Origin of the sequence: Streptomyces sp. NPDC058758, assembly GCF_042746075.1 — a bacterium.
Taxonomy (GTDB): domain Bacteria; phylum Actinomycetota; class Actinomycetes; order Streptomycetales; family Streptomycetaceae; genus Streptomyces.
Genome location: NZ_JBHYPS010000015.1, coordinates 70,987 through 89,267, shown reverse-complemented (window position 1 = coordinate 89,267; position 18,281 = coordinate 70,987). Strand labels below are relative to the sequence as shown.

Sequence of the window (18,281 nt, the reverse complement as noted above, 5' to 3'; positions counted from 1 at the left end):
GAAGAGGGACAGGAATGAACAGCAGCACGGGCAGCACGGGCACGGTCAACGGCGGCATCTCGTTCTGGTTCGCGCAGGAGGGCCTGCCCGAACCCCGCGAGCCGCTGCCCGGCGACCGCACCGCCGACGTCTGCGTCGTAGGCGGCGGCTACACCGGCCTGTGGACGGCCTACTACCTCAAGAAGGCGGTGCCCTTCCTCGACATCGTCGTCCTGGAGGCCCGCTTCTGCGGCTACGGCGCCTCCGGCCGCAACGGCGGCTGGCTCTACAACGGCATCGCCGGCCGCGACCGCTACGCCAAGCTCCACGGCCACGACGCCGCCGTCCGCCTCCAGCAGGCCATGAACGCCACCGTCACCGAGGTCCTCGACGTGCTCGACGCCGAGAAGATCGAGGCCGACCAGCACCGCGGCGGCGTCCTGGAGGTCGCCCTCTCCCCCGCCCAACTGGCCCGGCTCAAGGAGTTCCACGCCGTCGAGCACGCCTTCGGCGAGACCGACCGCGAGATCCACGGCGCCCGCGAGACCGCCGAACGCATCCGCGTCGCCGGCGCCGTCGGCTCCTCCTGGACCCCGCACGGCGCCCGCCTCCACCCGGTGAAGCTGGTCCACGGCCTGCGCGCCGCCGTCGAGGCGCTCGGCGTCACGATCCACGAGTCGACCCCGGTCACCGAGATCAGGCCCAAGCACGCCGTCACCCCCTACGGCACGGTCCGCGCGCCGTACGTGCTCCGCTGCACCGAGGGCTTCACCGCCTCCCTGGCCGGCCAGCGCCGCACCTGGCTCCCCATGAACTCCTCCATGATCGCCACCGAACCGCTCACCGACGCCCAGTGGGAGTCGATCGGCTGGAACGGCCTGGAGACCCTCGGCGACATGGCCCACGCCTACATGTACGCCCAGCGCACCGCCGACGGCCGCATCGCCCTCGGCGGCCGGGGCGTCCCGTACCGCTACGGCTCGAAGACCGACAACGACGGCCGCACCCAGCCGCAGACGATCGAGGCCCTCCGCGAGATCCTCGTCCGCTTCTTCCCGCAGCTCGCCGGCGTCCGGATCGACCACGCCTGGTCCGGCGTCCTCGGCGTCCCCCGCGACTGGTGCGCCACCGCCACCCTCGACCGCTCCACCGGCATCGGCTGGGCCGGCGGCTACGTCGGCTCCGGCGTCGCCACCACCAACCTCGCCGCCCGCACCCTGCGCGACCTCATCAAGGAGGACTCCGGCCAGGGCGGCGCCACCGACCTCACCACCCTCCCCTGGGTGAACCACAAGGTCCGCAAGTGGGAGCCGGAGCCCTTCCGCTGGCTCGGCGTGCAGACCATGTACGCCGCCTTCCGGGGCGCCGACCACCGCGAGGCCACCACCCACACGGCGACGACGGACCGCGTCGCGGTGTGGGCGAACCGGATCGCGGGCCGCTGACGGCAGCCTCCGGGTACGCGAGAAGGCCCCGCACCCTCACGGGTGCGGGGCCTTCTCGCGTACGGCTCAGAGCAGGGCGTTCGGCGAGGCGGGCTCCTCGCTGAGGGCGATCTTGACCCGGCCCAGGTACGGGGCCGTGGCCTTGCCCGTGCCCTGGTACAGGTACGTGTTCCCCGTGCCGTCCCGCGCGATCAGGTCGGCCCGGCCGTCGTCGTTGAGGTCGCCCGGAGACGACATCAGCGGGTAGCCCTGCCAGCCGGCCCCGACCCGGACCCGGGCGCCGTAGGGCGCCTCGGCCCGCCCGGTGCCCGGGTAGAGCCACAGCACGCCGGTGGTGTCACGGGCGATCAGGTCGGCACGGCCGTCACCGGTGAGGTCACCGGCGCCGGTGAGCTGGTTGTACGCCTGCCAGCCGCCGCCGACCCGGATGCGGGCCGAGAAGGGAGCGGTGGTGCTCGTCGTGCCCTTGTACAGCCACAGCACGCCGGTCCCGTCACGGCCGATCAGGTCGGGCCGGCCGTCACCGGTCGCGTCACCGACACCGGCGAGCTGCTTGTAGGTCCCCCAGCCGCTGCCGACCCGCACCCGCTGGGTGAAGGGCGCGTACGGCATGCCGGTGGTCCGGTAGCTCCAGAGCACACCGGAGGAGTCACGGCCCACGACACCGCCGCCGGCGGCCTCGGTGGTGATCGGGGCGAGCTTGGTGACCGCGTTGTAGGTCTGCCAGCCCGTCCCGACGTTCTCCGCCCAGTCGGCGAAGGGCTGGGAGGTCCGGCCGGTGCCGTGGTGCCAGTACAGCCGCCCGCTCGCGTCACGGGAGACCATCGCGTAGTGCGTGGGCACCGGACGGGAGCTCAGCACCGAGAACGCGCTCCGGGTCTCCGGGTTGTCCCCGGCGTCGAACACGCCGTACACCGCGGAGGTCTCGATCTTCCACGCGGCGGCGGTGGGATCGGCCTTCACCGTGTACGACACGGTGACGTCGACCGGGCCGTCCGCCCCCGGGTCGATCTCGCACGACACGCCGCCGGCCGACAGATAGCCACTGGTGAGGTCGCACTCGGTGGTGCCCGAGCTCTGGCGGACGCTGGTGACGCCGACCTTGAGCTCGTCCTCCTCCCAGTGGCGCATGCCCTCGCCCGGCTCGAAGTTGATGTCGAGCGTGCCCTCGTCCACCGCGTGCACCTTCGCGGTGTGGGTGACCGTGGAGCCCGCGGACACCGGCGGGGTCGACAGCTCGACGGTGTTCCGGGCGACGTGCTCCGCCGTCTTCACCGTCACCGTGCGGGCCGCGTGCTGGCCGCTCTCCAGCTGGAGGTCGACCGTCTGCACCTCCTTCACGGCCTTCGCGACGTCACCGCCGCGCGGGACGTAGACGAAGCCGTAGTGCACCGTGGTGTCGTCGGCGGTGCTCTCCTCGGCCGCGACCGCCAGGGTGGGGTAGGGGTCCGTGTCCGAGACGGAGCACGTGTACACCCCGGTCACGCCCGTCCGCGCCTGGCAGCCCTCGTGCTGCAGCGAGAGCCCCGCGGGGAACCCGCCCTTCGCCCAGGTCGCGTCCGTCAGCGGCGCCTTGCTGAAGGCGTACACCAGCGTGCCCTCGAACGCCTCGCCGTACGAGACGCCCGTCGGACTCACCTCGGCGGGCCACGTGCCGGGCTGGATCACCCGGTCCTCGATGTCGAACCAGGGGTCCCCGTAGGCGGCCGCGGCCGTCCCGGCCCCCGTCATCAGGGCGGCCGCCAGCAACGCGGCCGTGCCCCCCAGAGCGATGATTCTGCGCAAGCGATCAGTCCTTCGTCGCACATCCGCACCCCCCCCTGGGTGCGCGCCGCACGGTACCGCGAAGGCCCCGCCCCCCACACGGGGGGGGCGGGGCCTTCGTCGTACGGAGCCGCCTGTCGGAATCGAACCGACGACCTCAAGATTACAAGTCAAGCGCTCTAGCCAACTGAGCTAAGGCGGCGGGCACGCACGGGGCCGCGCGCGCGTCGCCCACTCTACACAGCGGCCCCCTCCCCCCACGAGGAACTCCGGATCCGTTCCCGGCCGTCCGCCGGTCCGCCGCCGGAGCGTCTGACCGGGCGTCGGAAATCTCTTCGTCTGCGCCTACTGACAGACCGGACGGCGTCGGGGTAGCGTCGAGCGGAGTTCACCCTGGTGGACTAGACCTCAATCCTTCCTTTACTCGGATCGTCCGGCACGTTCCTGCCGGTGAAGGGACACATCACCATGGCTTCCGTCACTTTCGACAAGGCGACCCGCATCTACCCGGGTGCCACCAAGCCTTCCGTCAACCAGCTCGACATCGAGATCGCGGACGGCGAGTTCCTCGTCCTCGTGGGTCCCTCGGGCTGCGGCAAGTCGACCTCGCTCCGCATGCTCGCGGGCCTGGAGGACGTGAACGCGGGCGCCATCCGCATCGGCGACCGCGACGTCACCCACCTGCCGCCGAAGGACCGGGACATCGCCATGGTGTTCCAGAACTACGCGCTCTACCCGCACATGACCGTCGCCGACAACATGGGCTTCGCGCTCAAGATCGCCGGCGTCAACAAGGCCGAGATCCGCGCCAAGGTCGAGGAGGCCGCGAAGATCCTCGACCTCACCGAGTACCTCGACCGCAAGCCGAAGGCGCTCTCCGGCGGTCAGCGCCAGCGCGTCGCCATGGGCCGCGCCATCGTCCGCGAGCCGCAGGTCTTCCTCATGGACGAGCCGCTGTCGAACCTCGACGCCAAGCTCCGCGTCTCGACCCGTACGCAGATCGCCGGCCTCCAGCGCCGCCTCGGCATCACCACGGTCTACGTCACCCACGACCAGACCGAGGCCCTCACCATGGGCGACCGCGTCGCCGTGCTGAAGGACGGTCTGCTCCAGCAGGTCGACACCCCGCGCAACATGTACGACAAGCCCGCCAACCTCTTCGTCGCCGGCTTCATCGGCTCCCCCGCGATGAACCTGATCGAGGTCCCGATCACCGAGGGCGGCGTGAAGTTCGGCAACAGCGTCGTCCCGGTCTCCCGCGACGCGCTCGCCACCGCCGCGGCCAACGGCGACACCACCGTCGTCGTCGGCGTCCGCCCGGAGCACTTCGACGTCTCCGGCCCGACGAGCAAGGACGGCGTCGCCGTGACCGTCAACGTCGTCGAGGAGCTGGGCTCCGACGGCTTCGTCTACGGCTCGACCCGCGTCGGCGGCGAGGACAAGGACATCGTCATCCGCGTCGGCGGCCGCGAGATCCCCGCCAAGGGCTCCACGCTGCACGTCGTCCCGCGCGCCGGCGAGCTGCACGTCTTCTCCAAGTCCACGGAGCAGCGCATCAGCGAGTGAGTCCGGGGCCGGAAACGGCCCGTGGCGAACGGCCCCGTGTCCCTTGCGGACGCGGGGTCGTTCGTTTAAACGGGCTTACCCCGGAAAACCCCGGCATTCGGGGCCCTCCCCGGAGCCCGGCGTCAACACCGGATTCGAAAAGCCGCGTCGAACCGTCCCTCGCGAGAGTGACTAAATGTCGCCATATCACTACCGGCCGCTACGCTCGCCTGCGTGACGCACACTGCCCGCCGTATCGGCCGCTCCCTCGCCCTCGTCCTGCCCGTCGTCCTGGTCCTGTCGGGAACGCTCGCGGTGTCCGCCGTCCCGTGGGCCGGCCAGGACTCCGACGGCCAGATGCTGACCGCCTCCTCCGCGGACGTCTCCACCCGCGCCAAGTCGCGCGCCCCGCAGGACGTCCTGCGCGACCGGCTCCTCGCCGAACTCCAGGAGAAGGACCCGGGCGTCGCCCTCACCCACCTCCAGCGCGAGGTCGAGCACCGCCCCTCGCTCGCCGAGCACTGCGTGTCGATCGCCCGCGCCCTCGGCCGCGCCGCCGTCGAGCACTACGGCCCCTCCCGCGCCCAGTCCTTCTCCCGCCCGGTCTGCGACACCGCGTACGCGACCGGCGTGATGCGCGCGACGAGCTGAGCGCGGTCACCGCGCCCGCGCCCGCGGGGCACCTATCGTTCCCCGTATGCACACCACTCCGACGCAGGCCGTGGTCCTGGCGGGCGGCCAGGGCTCACGGCTGCGCCCCTACACCGACGACCGCCCCAAGCCGATGGTCGAGATCCCGGGCACCGGGACCCCGATCATCGGCCATCAGCTTTCCTGGCTGGCCGCCGAGGGCGTGACCGACGCCGTCGTCTCCTGCGGCCACCTCGCCGAGGTCCTCCAGGAGTGGCTGGAGGAGGCCGACCTCCCCCTGAAGGTCACCACGGTCGTCGAGACCGAGCCGCTGGGCCGGGGCGGCGGCCTCAAGTACGCCGCCGCGCACCTGCCCGCGCCGGACCGCCCCTGGTACGCCACCAACGGCGACATCTGGACCCGCTTCTCGCTGCGCGAGATGGCCGCCTTCCACGACGAGCGGGACGCCACCGCCACCCTCGCCCTGGCCCGCCCCCGCATCCCGTGGGGCGCCGTCGAGACCGACACCTTCGGGCACATCACCGACTTCGTCGAGGCCCCGCCGTCGCCCTTCCTCATCAACGCCGGCGTGTACGTCTTCTCGCCCTCCTTCACGGAGCTCCTGCCCGATCTCGGGGACCACGAGCGGACCACCTTCCCCCGGCTCGCCCGCGAGAAGCGCCTGGCCGGCTTCCCGCTGCCCCAGGGGGCGTACTGGAGGGCCATCGACACCGCCAAGGACCTGACGGAGGCCGCGAAGGAGCTCGCCGCGCAGGGCCACTGACCGGCCGCCCGCACACGACGGAGGCGGCACCGTCCCCGCCGGGACGGTGCCGCCTCTGTGGTGCGGGTACGGCTCCGGGCTCAGCCCAGCAGGCCGCCGATCGGGTTCTTCGGGGCCTCGCCGCCGGTCGTCGACTCCTCGGCCGGCGGCTGCTCGCCGGTCGAGCCGGTGGAGCCGTCACCGGTGGTGCCGCCGGTGGTGCTCGGGGTGTCGCTGGTGGACGGCGGCGGCGCGGGCTCGGACCGGGTCGGCGTACGGCTGCCGCTGGTGGTGCCGCCGGTGGTGCGCGGCGCGGTCGGCTGCCGCTCCTGCGTCGGGGAGGAGCTGCCGGCGCCGGTCTCGGTCGGGCGGCTCGCCTCGCGGGTCTCCTCGGGCTCCTCGCCGCGGGCCTCGCGGGTCGTCGTGGCGGACGGCTCGGGGCGCTCGCCGCGCGGCGACTGGGAGGGGGTGCGGCGCTTCTCGGGCTCGGTCGGCAGCGGCTGGCCCGGCAGGTGGTTGATCGGGTCGTCGTTCGGGCCCGGGACGGTCACCATCTCGGTGGAGCGGACGGCGCCGCCGAGGACCGAGCCGATCAGCAGCGTGAGGCCGACGACCACGGAGGCGAAGAGGGTCGAGCGGCGCACCACCCGGCGGCGCAGCTCCCACAGCTCGGCGCGCGGCCCGAGGGTCCGCCAGGCCTCGCCGGCGACGCGTCCGTCGAGGGAGTAGACGGGGGCGCCGGCGATGATCAGCGGCGACCAGGCGGCCAGGTAGATGATGTCGGGCGCGTCGTAGACGGGGACGGTCCGCCAGCTCACGGTGAGGATGAGCGCGGCGGACAGCAGGGCGCCGACGACGGCGGCGACCCGCTGCCAGAGGCCGAGGACGGTGAGGACGCCGACAACGACCTGGAGGAAGGCCACGGTCAGTCCGGCGCCGACCGGGTGCTGGAGCGCGAAGTCCCGCAGTGGCTCGGCGAGCGGCCACGGGTGCAGCTGGGTGAGCCACTTCACCATGGAGCCGCGCTCGCCGCCGTCGAAGTAGACGGGGTCGCAGAGCTTGCCCATGCCGGCGTAGATGGAGATGAAGCCGAGGAAGACGCGGAGCGGGAGCAGCACCACGCCGAGGTTCATCCGGCGCCCCGGGTAGTAGGCGTGCCGGACGGGGTCGGAGCCGTGCCGCTGGGGCGCCGGGCGGTCCTCGTCGTACGCCGCCGTCTCCGGCCGCATCTCGTACACGTCGTCGTAGGCACCCTCGGCCCGCCGCATCGGCGGCAGGAGCGGGGCGGCCGCCTCGGCGGGCACGACGGGGGTGGGCATCGTGTCGTCGATGCGCGGGATGGTCTGGGTGGCCGGCTCCAGCGTGGAGACCGCGGCGGCCGAGGACTCGCGCACGGCCTGGAGGAGCCCGGTCGCGCCCGGCGTGGCCTTCCCGGTCCACACGACGGGGCGGCGGCGCGGCGCCCCCGCGTGGGCGGCCACGCGGGGGTTCGCGGCGAACTTCGGCTGCGGGGCCGGCGCGAGCCGCACCCGGAAGCTGGCGTGGTTCACGATCACCTGGGCGGGATCGGAATCCACCTTGACCATGCTCAGCGCCGGCTGATCGTCGAACCCCGGCCGGGGCGTTCTGGTGTCCACACTCATCTAACCGAGTGACGCGGGGTTAGGACACTGCCTTGACGGGCTCGGAATGTCCGAGACCCGTCAAGATCACAGCCGGGGTGCCTCACCCGTACGGGTCAGGCGGACGGTCAGGCCATGCGGCGGCGGGCCGCCTCGTAGAGCACGACGCCGGCGGCGACACCGGCGTTGAGGGACTCGGCGCCACCGGGCATCGGGATCCGGACGAGGAAGTCGCAGTTCTCGCCGACGAGGCGGGAGAGGCCCTTGCCCTCGGAGCCGACCACGATGACCACGGGGCCTTCGAGGGCCTCCAGCTCGTGGACCTCGGTGTCGCCGTCGGCGGAGAGGCCGACGATGGTGAGGCCGGCCTTCTGGTACTCCTGCAGGCAGCGGGTCAGGTTGGTGGCGCGGGCCACCGGGGTGCGGGCGGCGGTGCCGGCCGAGGTCTTCCAGGCGCCCGCGGTCATGCCGGCGGCGCGGCGCTCGGGGACGACGACGCCGTGGCCGCCGAAGGCGGAGACGGAGCGGACGACGGCGCCGAGGTTGCGCGGGTCGGTGACGCCGTCGAGGGCCACGATCAGCGGGTCCTCGTGGTCGTCGTAGGCGGCCGCGGCGAGGTCCTCGGGGTGCGCGTACTCGTACGGCGGGACCTGGAGGACGAGGCCCTGGTGGTTGAGGCCGTTGGTCATCCGGTCCAGCTCGGGGCGCGGCGCCTCCATGATGTTGATGTTGCCGCGGCCGGTGGCGAGGTTGAGGGCCTCGCGCACGCGCTCGTCGTTGTCGATGAACTGCTGGACGTAGAGGGTGGTGGCGGGCACGCCGTCGCGCAGCGCCTCGAAGACCGGGTTGCGGCCGACGACCATCTCGGACTGGCCCTTGCCGCCGCGGCGGGCGACGGGCTTGCGCTTGGCCGCGTTCCTGGCCATCGCGTTGGAGACGCGGAACGCCTTGTGGCCCTTGCGGTCCTCGGCCTTCGGCGTCGGGCCCTTGCCCTCCAGGCTGCGGCGTCGCTTGCCACCGCTGCCGATCGTCGCGCCCTTCTTGTTGGACGTGCGACGTCCCCTGCGCTGGCTGTTCCCGGCCATGACTGCTACCTGTTCCTCTGGCGTACGTGCGGAAGTCTGTAAGTGAAGTGTGCCGCCCGGGGCTCCGGGCGGCACATCATCGGGGTGTCCTACTTGCCGGCGATGGTCCAGCGGGGGCCGTCGGGGCCGTCCTCGATCGACAGGCCGGACTGGGTGAGCTGGTCGCGGATGGCGTCCGCCGTGCCCCAGTCCTTGCGCTCGCGGGCGGCCTCGCGCTGCTGGAGCACGAGGCGGACCAGGGTGTCGACGACGCCGTGGAGCTCCTCGCCGCCGCCGGACCCTTCGGCCCACCGGGGGTCGAGCGGGTCCAGGCCGAGGACGCCGAGCATGGCGCGGACCTCGGCGAGGCGGGCGATGGCCTCGTCCTTGTCGTCGGCGCCCAGCGCGCTGTTGCCCTGGCGGACGGTGGTGTGGATGATCGCCAGCGCGTGCGGGACGCCGAGGTCGTCGTCCATGGCCTCGGCGAAGGCCGGCGGCACCTCGGCGGCGGGCGCGACGGTCCGGCCGGCCTTCTCGGTGGCGCGCTGGACGAAGCCCTCGATGCGGCCGAAGGCGGCCTCGGCCTCGCGCAGGGACTCCTCGCTGTACTCGATCATCGAGCGGTAGTGCGGGGTGCCCAGGTAGTAGCGCAGGACGATGGGGCGCCAGTTCTTCACCATCTCGGAGACGAGGACGCTGTTGCCCAGCGACTTCGACATCTTCTCGCCGCTCATGGTGACCCAGGCGTTGTGCACCCAGTACCGGGCGAACTCGTCGCCGAAGGCCTTGGCCTGGGCGATCTCGTTCTCGTGGTGCGGGAAGATCAGGTCGAGGCCGCCGCCGTGGATGTCGAAGGCGGAGCCGAGGTACTTGTGGGCCATGGCCGAGCACTCCAGGTGCCAGCCGGGACGGCCGCGGCCCCACGGGGTCTCCCAGTCGGGCTCGCCCGGCTTGGTCGCCTTCCACATGGCGAAGTCGCGGGGGTCGCGCTTGCCGGAGACGCCCTCGTCGGGCTGGCGGAGGTCGTCCAGGTCCTGGTTGGAGAGCTCCAGGTAGCCGGGGAACGAGCGGACGTCGAAGTAGACGCTGCCGTCGGCCTCGTAGGCGTGACCGCGCTCGATGAGACCGCGCATCATCTCGATCATCTCGGGCACGTGGCCGGTGGCGCGGGGCTCGTACGTGGGCGGCAGGCAGCCCAGGGCGTCGTAGCCGGCGTTGAACGCGCGCTCGTTCTCGTAGCCGATCGACCACCAGGGGCGGTCCTGGTCCCGGCCCTTGGCGATGATCTTGTCGTCGATGTCGGTGACGTTGCGGACGAACGTGACGTCGTAGCCGCGGTAGGCGAACCAGCGGCGCATGATGTCGAAGTTCAGCCCCGACCGGATGTGCCCGATGTGCGGGGCCGCCTGGACGGTGGCGCCACAGAGGTAGATCGAGACGGAGCCCGGCGTGAGCGGGGTGAAGTCACGGATCTGCCGGGCGCTGGTGTCGTACAGGCGAATAGTCACGGGTCCAGGGTAGTGGGCGCGTGGTGGTGCCCCGCGACCGATTCCCGGTCGCGGGGCACGTTTTTCCCGGGTGTCAGCGCGCCACCGGGTAGACCAGGGCGGTCGCGAGGGCGGCGAGGCCCTCGGCGCGTCCGGTCAGGCCGAGCCCGTCGGTGGTGGTGCCGGAGACGGAGACGCGGGCGCCGGCCGCCTCGCTCAGCGCCTTCTGGGCCTCGTCGCGCCGCTTGCCGATCTTGGGGCGCACGCCGACGACCTGGACGGCGATGTTGCCGATCTCGTACCCCTCGGCGCGGACGATCCGGGCGGCCTCGGCGAGGAGGGTGACGCCGGAGGCGCCGGACCACTCGGGGCGGGAGGTGCCGAAGTGGGCGCCGAGGTCGCCGATGCCGGCGGCGGAGAAGAGGGCGTCGCAGGCGGCGTGGGCGGCGACGTCGCCGTCGGAGTGGCCGGCGAGGCCGTACTCCTCGTCCTCCCAGAGGAGGCCGGCGCACCAGAGCTCGCGACCCTGCTCGAAGGCGTGGACGTCGGTGCCGACGCCGACGAGCGGGAGCAGCGGGGCGGTGGGGGCGGACTGCGGGTCAGAAGCCATCGTTGGCCCTCCTGCGGGCGAGTACGGCCTCGGCGAGGACGAGGTCGAGGGGGCGGGTCACCTTGAACGCCTCTTCGTGGCCGGGGACGACGACGACGGGGGCGCCGAGCTTCTCGACCATGCCGGCGTCGTCGGTGGCGCCCTCGCCGGCGAGGGCGACGGTGGCGTGGGCGTCGACGAGGGTGGCGCGGTCGAAACCCTGGGGGGTCTGGACGGCGCGGAGGCGGGCGCGGACCGGTGTGGCGACGACCTGCTCGGGGTCGCCGGGCCGGCCGGCCGGTTCGACCTCCTTGACGGTGTCGGCGACGGGCAGCGCGGGGACGACGGCGACGGCGCCGTCGCGGACCGCCTCGATGACGGCGTCGACGGTGTCGACGGGCACGAGGGGGCGGGCGGCGTCGTGGACGAGGACGGTGGTGACGTCCTCGGGGACCGCCTGGAGGCCGAGGCGGACGGACTCCTGGCGGGTGTCGCCGCCGGCGACGACGAGGTAGTCGGTGCGCTCGGGGAGGGCGTGGTCGTCGAGGAGGTGCTTGACCTCGGCGACGCCGTCGGCGGGGGCGACCACGACGACGAGCCGGACCGCGCGGGAGGCGGCCATCGCGCGGACGGCGTGGACGAGCATGGGGGTCCCGTTCAGCGCGCGCAGCGCTTTGGGGGCGCCCGGACCGAGGCGTACGCCCCGCCCGGCGGCCGGGATCACCACGGCGGTACGGCTAGGACGCGCTTCGTCTGACATCGGTTGCACTCCGGCAGGTTTGTTTCCGCGGGCGACGTGGGTATGGCGTGAGGAGGCTGAGACGCGACGCCTCGACCGGGCCCTTTCCGTGACGACGGTCGAGGCGTCGCCGTGCGAGCCGCCGTACGTCGCACGACTCGTGGGGCTCTTGGGGAGGGAAGCACAGAGGAGACGGACATGCCGCGGTGCCCGGCGACGGCACTGCGGGATCCGGGACGTGGGTCCGGGATTCACAGCGCGTCGACGGGCACCGCGGCATTGCTGCTGGCATGGCCGGTGCCATGCGTCAGGACGCGAGCACCTCGTCGAGGAGGGCCTCGGCCTTGTCCTCGTTGGTGTTCTCGGCGAGCGCCAGCTCGCTCACCAGGATCTGCCGAGCCTTGGCGAGCATGCGCTTCTCACCTGCGGAGAGACCGCGCTCACGCTCGCGTCGCCACAGGTCGCGGACTACTTCGGCGACCTTGATGACATCGCCGGAGGCGAGCTTCTCGAGGTTCGCCTTGTAGCGGCGGGACCAGTTCGTCGGCTCCTCGGCGTACGGCGCGCGCAGCACCTCGAAGACCCGGTCCAGCCCGTCCTGCCCGACAACGTCGCGCACGCCTACGAACTCCGCGTTGTCCGCCGGCACGCGAACCGTCAGGTCGCCCTGCGCGACCTTGAGCACCAAGTAGGTCTTGTCCACGCCTTTGATCTGGCGAGTTTCGATGGCCTCGATCAGCGCGGCCCCGTGATGGGGATAGACCACGGTGTCGCCAACCTTGAACGTCATGTGACAGGTACCCCTTCCGTGGCTATCCAGGGTAACACGGAAACTGCTTCTTCTGAATGGCGTTTCCGCAGGTCAGGGCATATCTCGGGGCTTGACAAGTGCGTCGCCCGCGTGCTGCGGAGGGCTTCCGGAAGGCGGTATTCGCAGGTCGGAGCGGCTGCGTCGACGGAGAGAAACGCGCACGTTACACACATCCGGGACCTGCCGGAGCGGGCGTTATGTCCTGGTTCGTCAGGTCCACAGTGGCCCTCTTCACGTACTCCGTTCGAGGATCGACCACCCGTACGGAGTGATCACGTCAAGAATCCGGAATTGATCAGCGGGCGACCCGTCCGTGCTTTTCCGTAAGGGAAGCGATGCGGAATGCGACGCGACCGCCGGAATTGATCACGTCGGTTATGTGAACGCCGGGCCAATGGGATGTGTTCCGGCCACGCGCGGACCGCGCGCGGGCGTGTCCCACGGATCCGGGGGCACGGCGGTCGGCGGGGTGCCGGGCGCGGCGTCCGGCACGGCTCCCTGCGGGGTGCCGGGGGCGGCGTCCGGCGGGGTGCCGGGCGCTAAGGGGCGGGTCGGGTGCGGGACGGAGAGTCAGGCTCGGTAACCTAAGCGCGCTGACGCACCTTTAGCTGGTCCTTAGTCCTTCTTCCGTCCGTACGTCCTAGGAGTTGCCGCCGCCGTGAGCCGCAGCCTTCGACGCGGCGCTCTCGCCGCCACCGCCATCGTGTTCTCGATCGCCGCGCTGTCCGCCTGCGGTGCGGGCAACGACGCCCAGACGCTCGGCATCCGGCCGGACAACGCCGCCGTCACGGTGGACGACGTCAAGATCCAGAACGCGCTCGTCATCACCCAGCCCACGCCCGGCGCCAAGGGCCCGGCCGTCGTCTCGGCCACCGTCTTCAACAACGGCCGCGCCCCGCAGACGCTGGAGTCGATCAGCCTGCCCGGCAGCAACGCGTCGGTCGTCCTGAAGTCCGCGAAGGGCGCCGGCCCGGTCGTCGTCCCCGCCGGCGGCTCCGTCGTCATCGGCGGCGAGGGCAACGCCACCGCCACCATCGAGAACGGCCACGAGGCGGCCAAGAACGGCGACGCGCAGAAGGTCGTCTTCAAGCTGAGCGAGACCGGCGACGTCGCCCTGAGCGCCTTCGTGGTCCCCTCCACGAGCTACTTCAAGGACTTCGGCCCGTCCGAGATCCCGCTCCCGCCGTCCGCCTCCCCCACCGCCGAGGCCACGGCCGAGGCCGGCGAGCACGGCGCGGAGGGCTCCGGCGAGCACGGCACCGAGGCCGGCGAGGCGAGCCCGACGGCCGGCCACTGAGCCTGCCGGAACGCCGAGCGGCCGAGCCGCCGAAACGCCCGGAAGGGGCGCCCCCACCCGGGGGCGCCCCTTCCCGCATACGGCCGCTCTCTACTCTCTACGGCACTCCACGGCTCTCCGCCGCTCTCTACGGCTCGAACTTGTAGCCCAGGCCGCGGACCGTCACCAGGTAGCGCGGGGCGCCCGGGTCCGGCTCGATCTTGGCGCGCAGGCGCTTGACGTGGACGTCGAGGGTCTTGGTGTCGCCGACGTAGTCGGCGCCCCAGACCCGGTCGATGAGCTGCATGCGGGTGAGGACGCGGCCCGCGTTGCGCAGCAGCATCTCCAGGAGGTCGAACTCCTTCAGGGGGAGGTCGATCTTGCCGCCGCCGACGGTCACCACGTGACGGTCGACGTCCATGCGGACCGGGCCGGCCTCCAGGGCCGCCGGGGTGACCTCCTCCGGCTCGCCGCGCCGGCGGAGCACCGCGCGGATGCGGGCGACCAGCTCGCGGGAGGAGAAGGGCTTCGTCACGTAGTCGTCGGCTCCTATCTCCAGCCCGACGACCTTGTCGATCTCGCTGTCCTTGGCGGTCACCATGATGACCGGGACGTTGGAGCGCCCGCGCAGCTGCCGGCAGACCTCCGTGCCGGGCAGGCCCGGCAGCATCAGGTCGAGGAGGACGAGGTCCGCTCCGTTGCGCTCGAACTCGTCGAGGCCGTCGGGCCCGGTCGCCGCCACGGCGACCTCGAAGCCCTCCTTGCGGAGCATGTACGACAGGGCGTCGCTGAAGGATTCCTCATCCTCGACGACAAGGACTCGGGTCACGGAAGGACCTCCGGTGCGGGAAGCGGTTCGGTCATGAGATCGGGGGTGAGGGAGGCGGGGGTCCGGCGGTCCCTGGCGGAGCCCGCCTCGGGCAGCCGCAGGGTGAAGGTGGAGCCCTGACCCTCGGTGCTCCACACCGTGACCTCTCCGCCGTGCGAGGCGGCCACGTGCTTGACGATCGCGAGCCCGAGCCCCGTACCGCCGGTGGCACGCGAGCGTGCCGGGTCGACGCGGTAGAAGCGCTCGAAGATCCGCTCGCGGTCCTTCTCCGGGATGCCGATGCCCTGGTCGGTCACGGCTATCTCGATGAGGTCCCCGCCGGGGGCCGCGACGCGGCGGGCTGCGATGCCCACGCGGGTCCGGGCCGGCGAGTAGTTGACGGCGTTCTCGACCAGGTTGCCGAGGGCCGCGGCGAGCTGGCCCCGGCTGCCCCAGACGAACAGGTCGGGCGAGCCCCCGGAGGCCATGGTGATCTGCTTGGTGGAGGCCGGGTGCCGCGAGCGGTCGATCGCCTCGGCGACCAGCTCGTCCACGGACACCGGCTCGGAGTCCTCCAGCGGGTCGTCGTTCTGCACCCGCGAGAGGTCGATGAGCTCCTGGACCAGGTTGGTCAGCCGGGTCGCCTCGATCTGCATCCGGCCCGCGAAGCGCATGACGGCCTCGGGGTCGTCCGAGGCGTCCATGACGGCCTCGGAGAGCAGGGAGAGCGCCCCGACCGGCGTCTTCAGCTCGTGGCTCACGTTCGCGACGAAGTCGCGCCGCACGGCCTCGATGCGGCGGGCCTCCGTCAGGTCCTCGACCAGGAGCAGCACGAGCCGGGAGCCCAGCGGGGCCACGCGCGCGGAGACCGCGAGGGCCTCGCCGCGCCCGCCGCCGCGCCGGGGCAGGTCCAGCTCGACCTGCCGTATCTCCCCGTCCCTGCGGGTGTCCCGGGCCATGTTGAGCATCGGCTCCACGGCCAGCTTCCCGCCGCGGACGAGCCCGAGGGCGTACGCCGCCGAGCTGGCCTTCACCACGGAGTCGCTCTCGTCGAGCACGACCGCGGAGGAGCGCAGCACGGAGAGCACGGTGTCGACGCCGGGCGGCAGCACGGCGTCGGTGTGCAGGGAGGTACGGGTGGGTCGCGCCTGGTCGCGTTCGCTCCAGCGGAACGCCAGCATGGCGATCACGCCGGTGCACACTCCGGCGATCGCTGCCAATGCGGCGACCGCCGCGTTCACGTCCATGCCGTCCAGGTTATGCGTGGTCACGGACACTCTCCCAGCCGTCCGAGTGGCTGCTCGAACACTCGTCGCTCAGAGTTCACCCTGGGGACGGGGCCGGTTCACTTGCCCCGGAAGGGGCGGGGGCCCGCGTCGCCCAGAGTTCACCTGGAGGCCAGGGGCGGTTCACACGAGGGGATGGAGCCGGACGCACAGGGGGCCGAACGTGGGAGCGTGGGGGCCGGAGAGCGGCCATCCCCTGTTGAAGAACCCTGTGTAGAAGACGAGCACTGCCGGAGAGAGGGACATCCATGCGGGACGCGTACCACGAGGAACTTGATTCGATCGGCGAGGGCCTGGTCGAGATGGCCCGCCTGGTCGGGTCGGCGATCGGGCGCGCCACCACGGCGATGCTCGACGCGGACCTGAAGCTCGCGGAGAGCGTGATCGCCGCGGACCAGAAGGTCGACGACCTCCAGCACGACCTGGAGGCGCGGGCGATAGCTCTGCTCGCGCGCCAGCAGCCGGTGGCGACGGACCTGCGGATCGTGGTCACCTCGCTGCGCATGAGCGCCGACCTGGAGCGGTCCGGCGACCTCGCCCAGCACGTGGCCAAGCTGACCCGGCTGCGCTTCCCGGACCGCGCGGTCCCCAACGACCTGCACGCGACCATCCTGCAGATGGGCCAGCTCGCGCAGCGCCTGATGGCCAAGGCCGCCGAGGTGATCATCACCAAGGACGTCGACCTGGCGATGCAGCTGGAGCAGGACGACGACGAGATGGACCTGCTGCACCGGGCGCTCTTCCAGCACCTGATGGACGACCGGTGGAAGCACGGCATCGAGACGGCCGTCGACGTGACGCTGCTGGGCCGCTACTACGAGCGGTTCGCCGACCACGCGGTGTCGGTGGCCAAGCGCGTGGTCTACCTGGTGACGGGCGAGCACGCGGACGAGCTCCAGCCGCAGGACGCCCCGGTCGAGGGCGCGTAGGCGCGGAGCCGGGCGGACCGGCGCGAGGGGGCGCGGTCGCGGGGTGCCCCGGCGGGAGGGGGCGCGCAGGGCGCACGGGGGCGCTTTGGCGCGCGGGGCTCCCGTGCGCCGTTGATGCGCCGGTCCCGGTGGGCATGGAATGGGGGACGAGGGACGATCCGCGTCCCGTCAGGGAGGGACCCCATGGCCGATTCCCCCACCACGAACGAGTCCCCGGCGCAGACCCCGCACGAGCCGGCGCACCTTCCGGTGCTGGGCGCGTGCGGCTGCGGCTCGGGCTGCGGCTGCGGCTGCCAGTCGGGCGCGCCGTGCCAGTGCGGCGGCTGCTCGGGCTGACGGAGCGGAAGGGAGGGGAGGGGCCGGCGGCCCCTCCCCTCCCTCACGCGCGCCCTCACAGCACGCGCGTCCTCACAGGTCGAGCACGCCGACGACCTGACCGCCGCTCCGCTCGCCGGTGGTGCGGAAGCCGAGCCGGCGGTAGAAGTCGCCGGGCCCGTCCTCGCCGGGCTCCCAGGTCACGTACATCCGTCCGGCCCCGCGCCGGCGCAGCTCCTCCGCGAGGGCGTCCACGGCGAAGCGTCCGTACCCCTCGCCCTGGGCGTCGGCGGAGATGTTCAGCCGCCACAGCCCGCTGCGCCGGTCGGCGGGGTCCCCCTCCTCGTCCCAGACGACGTCGAGGAAGGCCATGAGGAAGCCGACGAGCCGGTCACCGTCGAAGACCAGCCGGGGCCAGGCGGTCTCTCCGTACGCGTACGCCTCCGCCAGCGACTTCACGACGGGCGCGACGTTCTTCTCCTGGTGGGGGTGGACGCGCAGGGCGAGGGCGGCGTCCACGGTGGCGGGGGTGACCGGCTCCAGGCGCGGTGATCGTGTCATGTGCGGGACGGTAGCGAGCGGCCCGGCTCCGGCGCGCGCGGATATCCCCCCGTACGCCCCCGGCCCCCCTCCACCTCGGATTACCGTGGGTCACCCCTGGGCATCGCCGTCTCCGCCCGCCAGAATTGCCGCCATGCCCTCCGCGCGAGCGACCCTCCTGACAGCGGCGGCGGCCGGGACGGCCGCGCTGCTGCTCACGGGCTGCTCGCCCGCGCCCGCGGGGCTCGCGGGGGTCTCGGTGGCGGAGGACGGCACGCCGCTCGGCGTGCTCCTGATGTGCCACGACCACGTCGACGGCGCGATGCTCTACCCCGACGACGCGCCGAAGGAGTCCCGGGAGGTCACCGGCGACTGGCGGCACGACGGCCCGGTCACCGGCTTCACCTCCTGGCCGCTCCTCCAGACGGCGGGCGCGCCTGCGGCGGAGCGGTGGACGCCCCAGACGCAGGCGGAGCGCCTGGAGAAGGGCCGCGGCTACCGCCTCGCGGGCTGGACCGAGGACGGCTCCTGGTCGGCCACCCCCGTCCGCTTCACCCCGGAGGACCTGGCCCGTCTGAAGCCCGGCCAGGTGCGCTACACCCTGGACGACGAGACCCACACCAGCTCCCTGGACGACTTCCGCGACCGCGCCTGCGACGAGGCGGCGGGCGGCGGCCAGGAGCACTGAG

18 protein-coding genes and 1 tRNA gene are annotated in these 18,281 nt (G+C 72.5%); 8 read left to right on the top strand and 11 right to left on the bottom strand.

The features are described from left to right. The first annotated feature begins 14 nt into the window (after positions 1–14). On the top strand, positions 15–1,424 hold the full coding sequence (locus ACFW6A_RS19880; RefSeq protein ID WP_351844064.1) for an FAD-binding oxidoreductase: 1,410 nt from the start codon (positions 15–17) through the stop codon (positions 1,422–1,424). A gap of 66 nt (positions 1,425–1,490) precedes the next feature. Here ACFW6A_RS19880 and ACFW6A_RS19875 read toward each other — a convergent pair whose 3' ends face one another. Then, a complete protein-coding gene (locus ACFW6A_RS19875) occupies positions 1,491–3,209 on the bottom strand; it encodes a VCBS repeat-containing protein (RefSeq protein ID WP_351844067.1) in 1,719 nt (572 codons plus the stop codon). A 107-nt stretch (positions 3,210–3,316) separates the two neighbouring features. Beyond that, positions 3,317–3,390, bottom strand: a tRNA-Thr gene (locus ACFW6A_RS19870). Positions 3,391–3,656: 266 nt separating this feature from the next. Here ACFW6A_RS19870 and ACFW6A_RS19865 point away from each other — a divergent pair. The 3 genes from ACFW6A_RS19865 (at position 3,657) to ACFW6A_RS19855 (ending at position 6,147) form a co-directional block, all read left to right on the top strand. Continuing rightward, positions 3,657–4,754, top strand: a complete 1,098-nt coding sequence (locus tag ACFW6A_RS19865) for a sn-glycerol-3-phosphate ABC transporter ATP-binding protein UgpC (protein WP_351844070.1) — start codon at positions 3,657–3,659, stop codon at positions 4,752–4,754. Between the two features lie 213 nt (positions 4,755–4,967). Then, positions 4,968–5,384: a hypothetical protein gene (locus ACFW6A_RS19860; RefSeq protein WP_351844073.1), complete on the top strand. Its 417-nt coding sequence runs from the start codon at positions 4,968–4,970 to the stop codon at positions 5,382–5,384. Positions 5,385–5,430: 46 nt separating this feature from the next. Beyond that, a complete protein-coding gene (locus tag ACFW6A_RS19855) occupies positions 5,431–6,147 on the top strand; it encodes a nucleotidyltransferase family protein (RefSeq protein WP_351844075.1) in 717 nt (238 codons plus the stop codon). Between the two features lie 80 nt (positions 6,148–6,227). On the opposite strand, the gene ACFW6A_RS19850 is transcribed toward ACFW6A_RS19855, so the two are convergent. The 6 genes from ACFW6A_RS19850 to ACFW6A_RS19825 form a co-directional block, all read right to left on the bottom strand. Then, the gene (locus ACFW6A_RS19850) at positions 6,228–7,769 is read right to left on the bottom strand and encodes a DoxX family membrane protein (RefSeq protein ID WP_351844077.1); all 1,542 of its coding nucleotides are present in this window, start codon (positions 7,767–7,769) and stop codon (positions 6,228–6,230) included. A 107-nt stretch (positions 7,770–7,876) separates the two neighbouring features. Beyond that, entirely contained in the window at positions 7,877–8,833 is a 957-nt protein-coding gene (gene rlmB, locus ACFW6A_RS19845) for a 23S rRNA (guanosine(2251)-2'-O)-methyltransferase RlmB (protein ID WP_351844079.1), read from the bottom strand. Positions 8,834–8,922: 89 nt separating this feature from the next. Then, positions 8,923–10,320: a cysteine--tRNA ligase gene (gene cysS, locus ACFW6A_RS19840; RefSeq protein ID WP_351844081.1), complete on the bottom strand. Its 1,398-nt coding sequence runs from the start codon at positions 10,318–10,320 to the stop codon at positions 8,923–8,925. A 73-nt stretch (positions 10,321–10,393) separates the two neighbouring features. Next, positions 10,394–10,909, bottom strand: coding sequence for a 2-C-methyl-D-erythritol 2,4-cyclodiphosphate synthase (ispF, locus tag ACFW6A_RS19835; protein ID WP_351844082.1), 516 nt, complete (start codon positions 10,907–10,909; stop codon positions 10,394–10,396). Next, positions 10,899–11,648 (bottom strand): 2-C-methyl-D-erythritol 4-phosphate cytidylyltransferase, encoded by a 750-nt coding sequence (gene ispD / locus ACFW6A_RS19830; protein ID WP_351844084.1) that lies wholly within the window; start codon positions 11,646–11,648, stop codon positions 10,899–10,901. Before ispD ends, ispF begins: the two co-directional genes overlap by 11 nt. Before the next feature lie 286 nt (positions 11,649–11,934). Further along, positions 11,935–12,417, bottom strand: a complete 483-nt coding sequence (locus ACFW6A_RS19825) for a CarD family transcriptional regulator (RefSeq protein ID WP_003953493.1) — start codon at positions 12,415–12,417, stop codon at positions 11,935–11,937. A 679-nt stretch (positions 12,418–13,096) separates the two neighbouring features. On the opposite strand from ACFW6A_RS19825, the gene ACFW6A_RS19820 reads away from it, so the two are divergent. Continuing rightward, positions 13,097–13,735 (top strand): DUF461 domain-containing protein, encoded by a 639-nt coding sequence (locus ACFW6A_RS19820; RefSeq protein ID WP_351844086.1) that lies wholly within the window; start codon positions 13,097–13,099, stop codon positions 13,733–13,735. A gap of 127 nt (positions 13,736–13,862) precedes the next feature. Here the strand turns inward: ACFW6A_RS19820 and ACFW6A_RS19815 are convergent, their stop codons facing one another. Together ACFW6A_RS19815 and ACFW6A_RS19810 are read right to left on the bottom strand one after the other, a co-directional pair. Continuing rightward, entirely contained in the window at positions 13,863–14,543 is a 681-nt protein-coding gene (locus tag ACFW6A_RS19815; protein WP_043226173.1) for a response regulator transcription factor, read from the bottom strand. Next, positions 14,540–15,769: an ATP-binding protein gene (locus ACFW6A_RS19810; protein ID WP_351844230.1), complete on the bottom strand. Its 1,230-nt coding sequence runs from the start codon at positions 15,767–15,769 to the stop codon at positions 14,540–14,542. The genes ACFW6A_RS19815 and ACFW6A_RS19810 overlap by 4 nt, the downstream gene beginning before the upstream one ends. Positions 15,770–16,056: 287 nt before the next feature. Between ACFW6A_RS19810 and phoU the strand changes: the two genes are divergently transcribed. Both phoU and ACFW6A_RS19800 read left to right on the top strand, forming a co-directional pair. Beyond that, entirely contained in the window at positions 16,057–16,737 is a 681-nt protein-coding gene (phoU, locus tag ACFW6A_RS19805) for a phosphate signaling complex protein PhoU (protein ID WP_189950981.1), read from the top strand. A 183-nt stretch (positions 16,738–16,920) separates the two neighbouring features. Further along, positions 16,921–17,073, top strand: coding sequence for a hypothetical protein (locus ACFW6A_RS19800; protein ID WP_351844088.1), 153 nt, complete (start codon positions 16,921–16,923; stop codon positions 17,071–17,073). A gap of 72 nt (positions 17,074–17,145) precedes the next feature. Here the strand turns inward: ACFW6A_RS19800 and ACFW6A_RS19795 are convergent, their stop codons facing one another. Then, the gene (locus tag ACFW6A_RS19795; protein WP_351844090.1) at positions 17,146–17,613 is read right to left on the bottom strand and encodes a GNAT family N-acetyltransferase; all 468 of its coding nucleotides are present in this window, start codon (positions 17,611–17,613) and stop codon (positions 17,146–17,148) included. A 133-nt stretch (positions 17,614–17,746) separates the two neighbouring features. Here ACFW6A_RS19795 and ACFW6A_RS19790 point away from each other — a divergent pair, with 133 nt between their 5' ends. Next, on the top strand, positions 17,747–18,280 hold the full coding sequence (locus ACFW6A_RS19790; RefSeq protein WP_351844092.1) for a hypothetical protein: 534 nt from the start codon (positions 17,747–17,749) through the stop codon (positions 18,278–18,280). Position 18,281 lies beyond the last annotated feature (1 nt).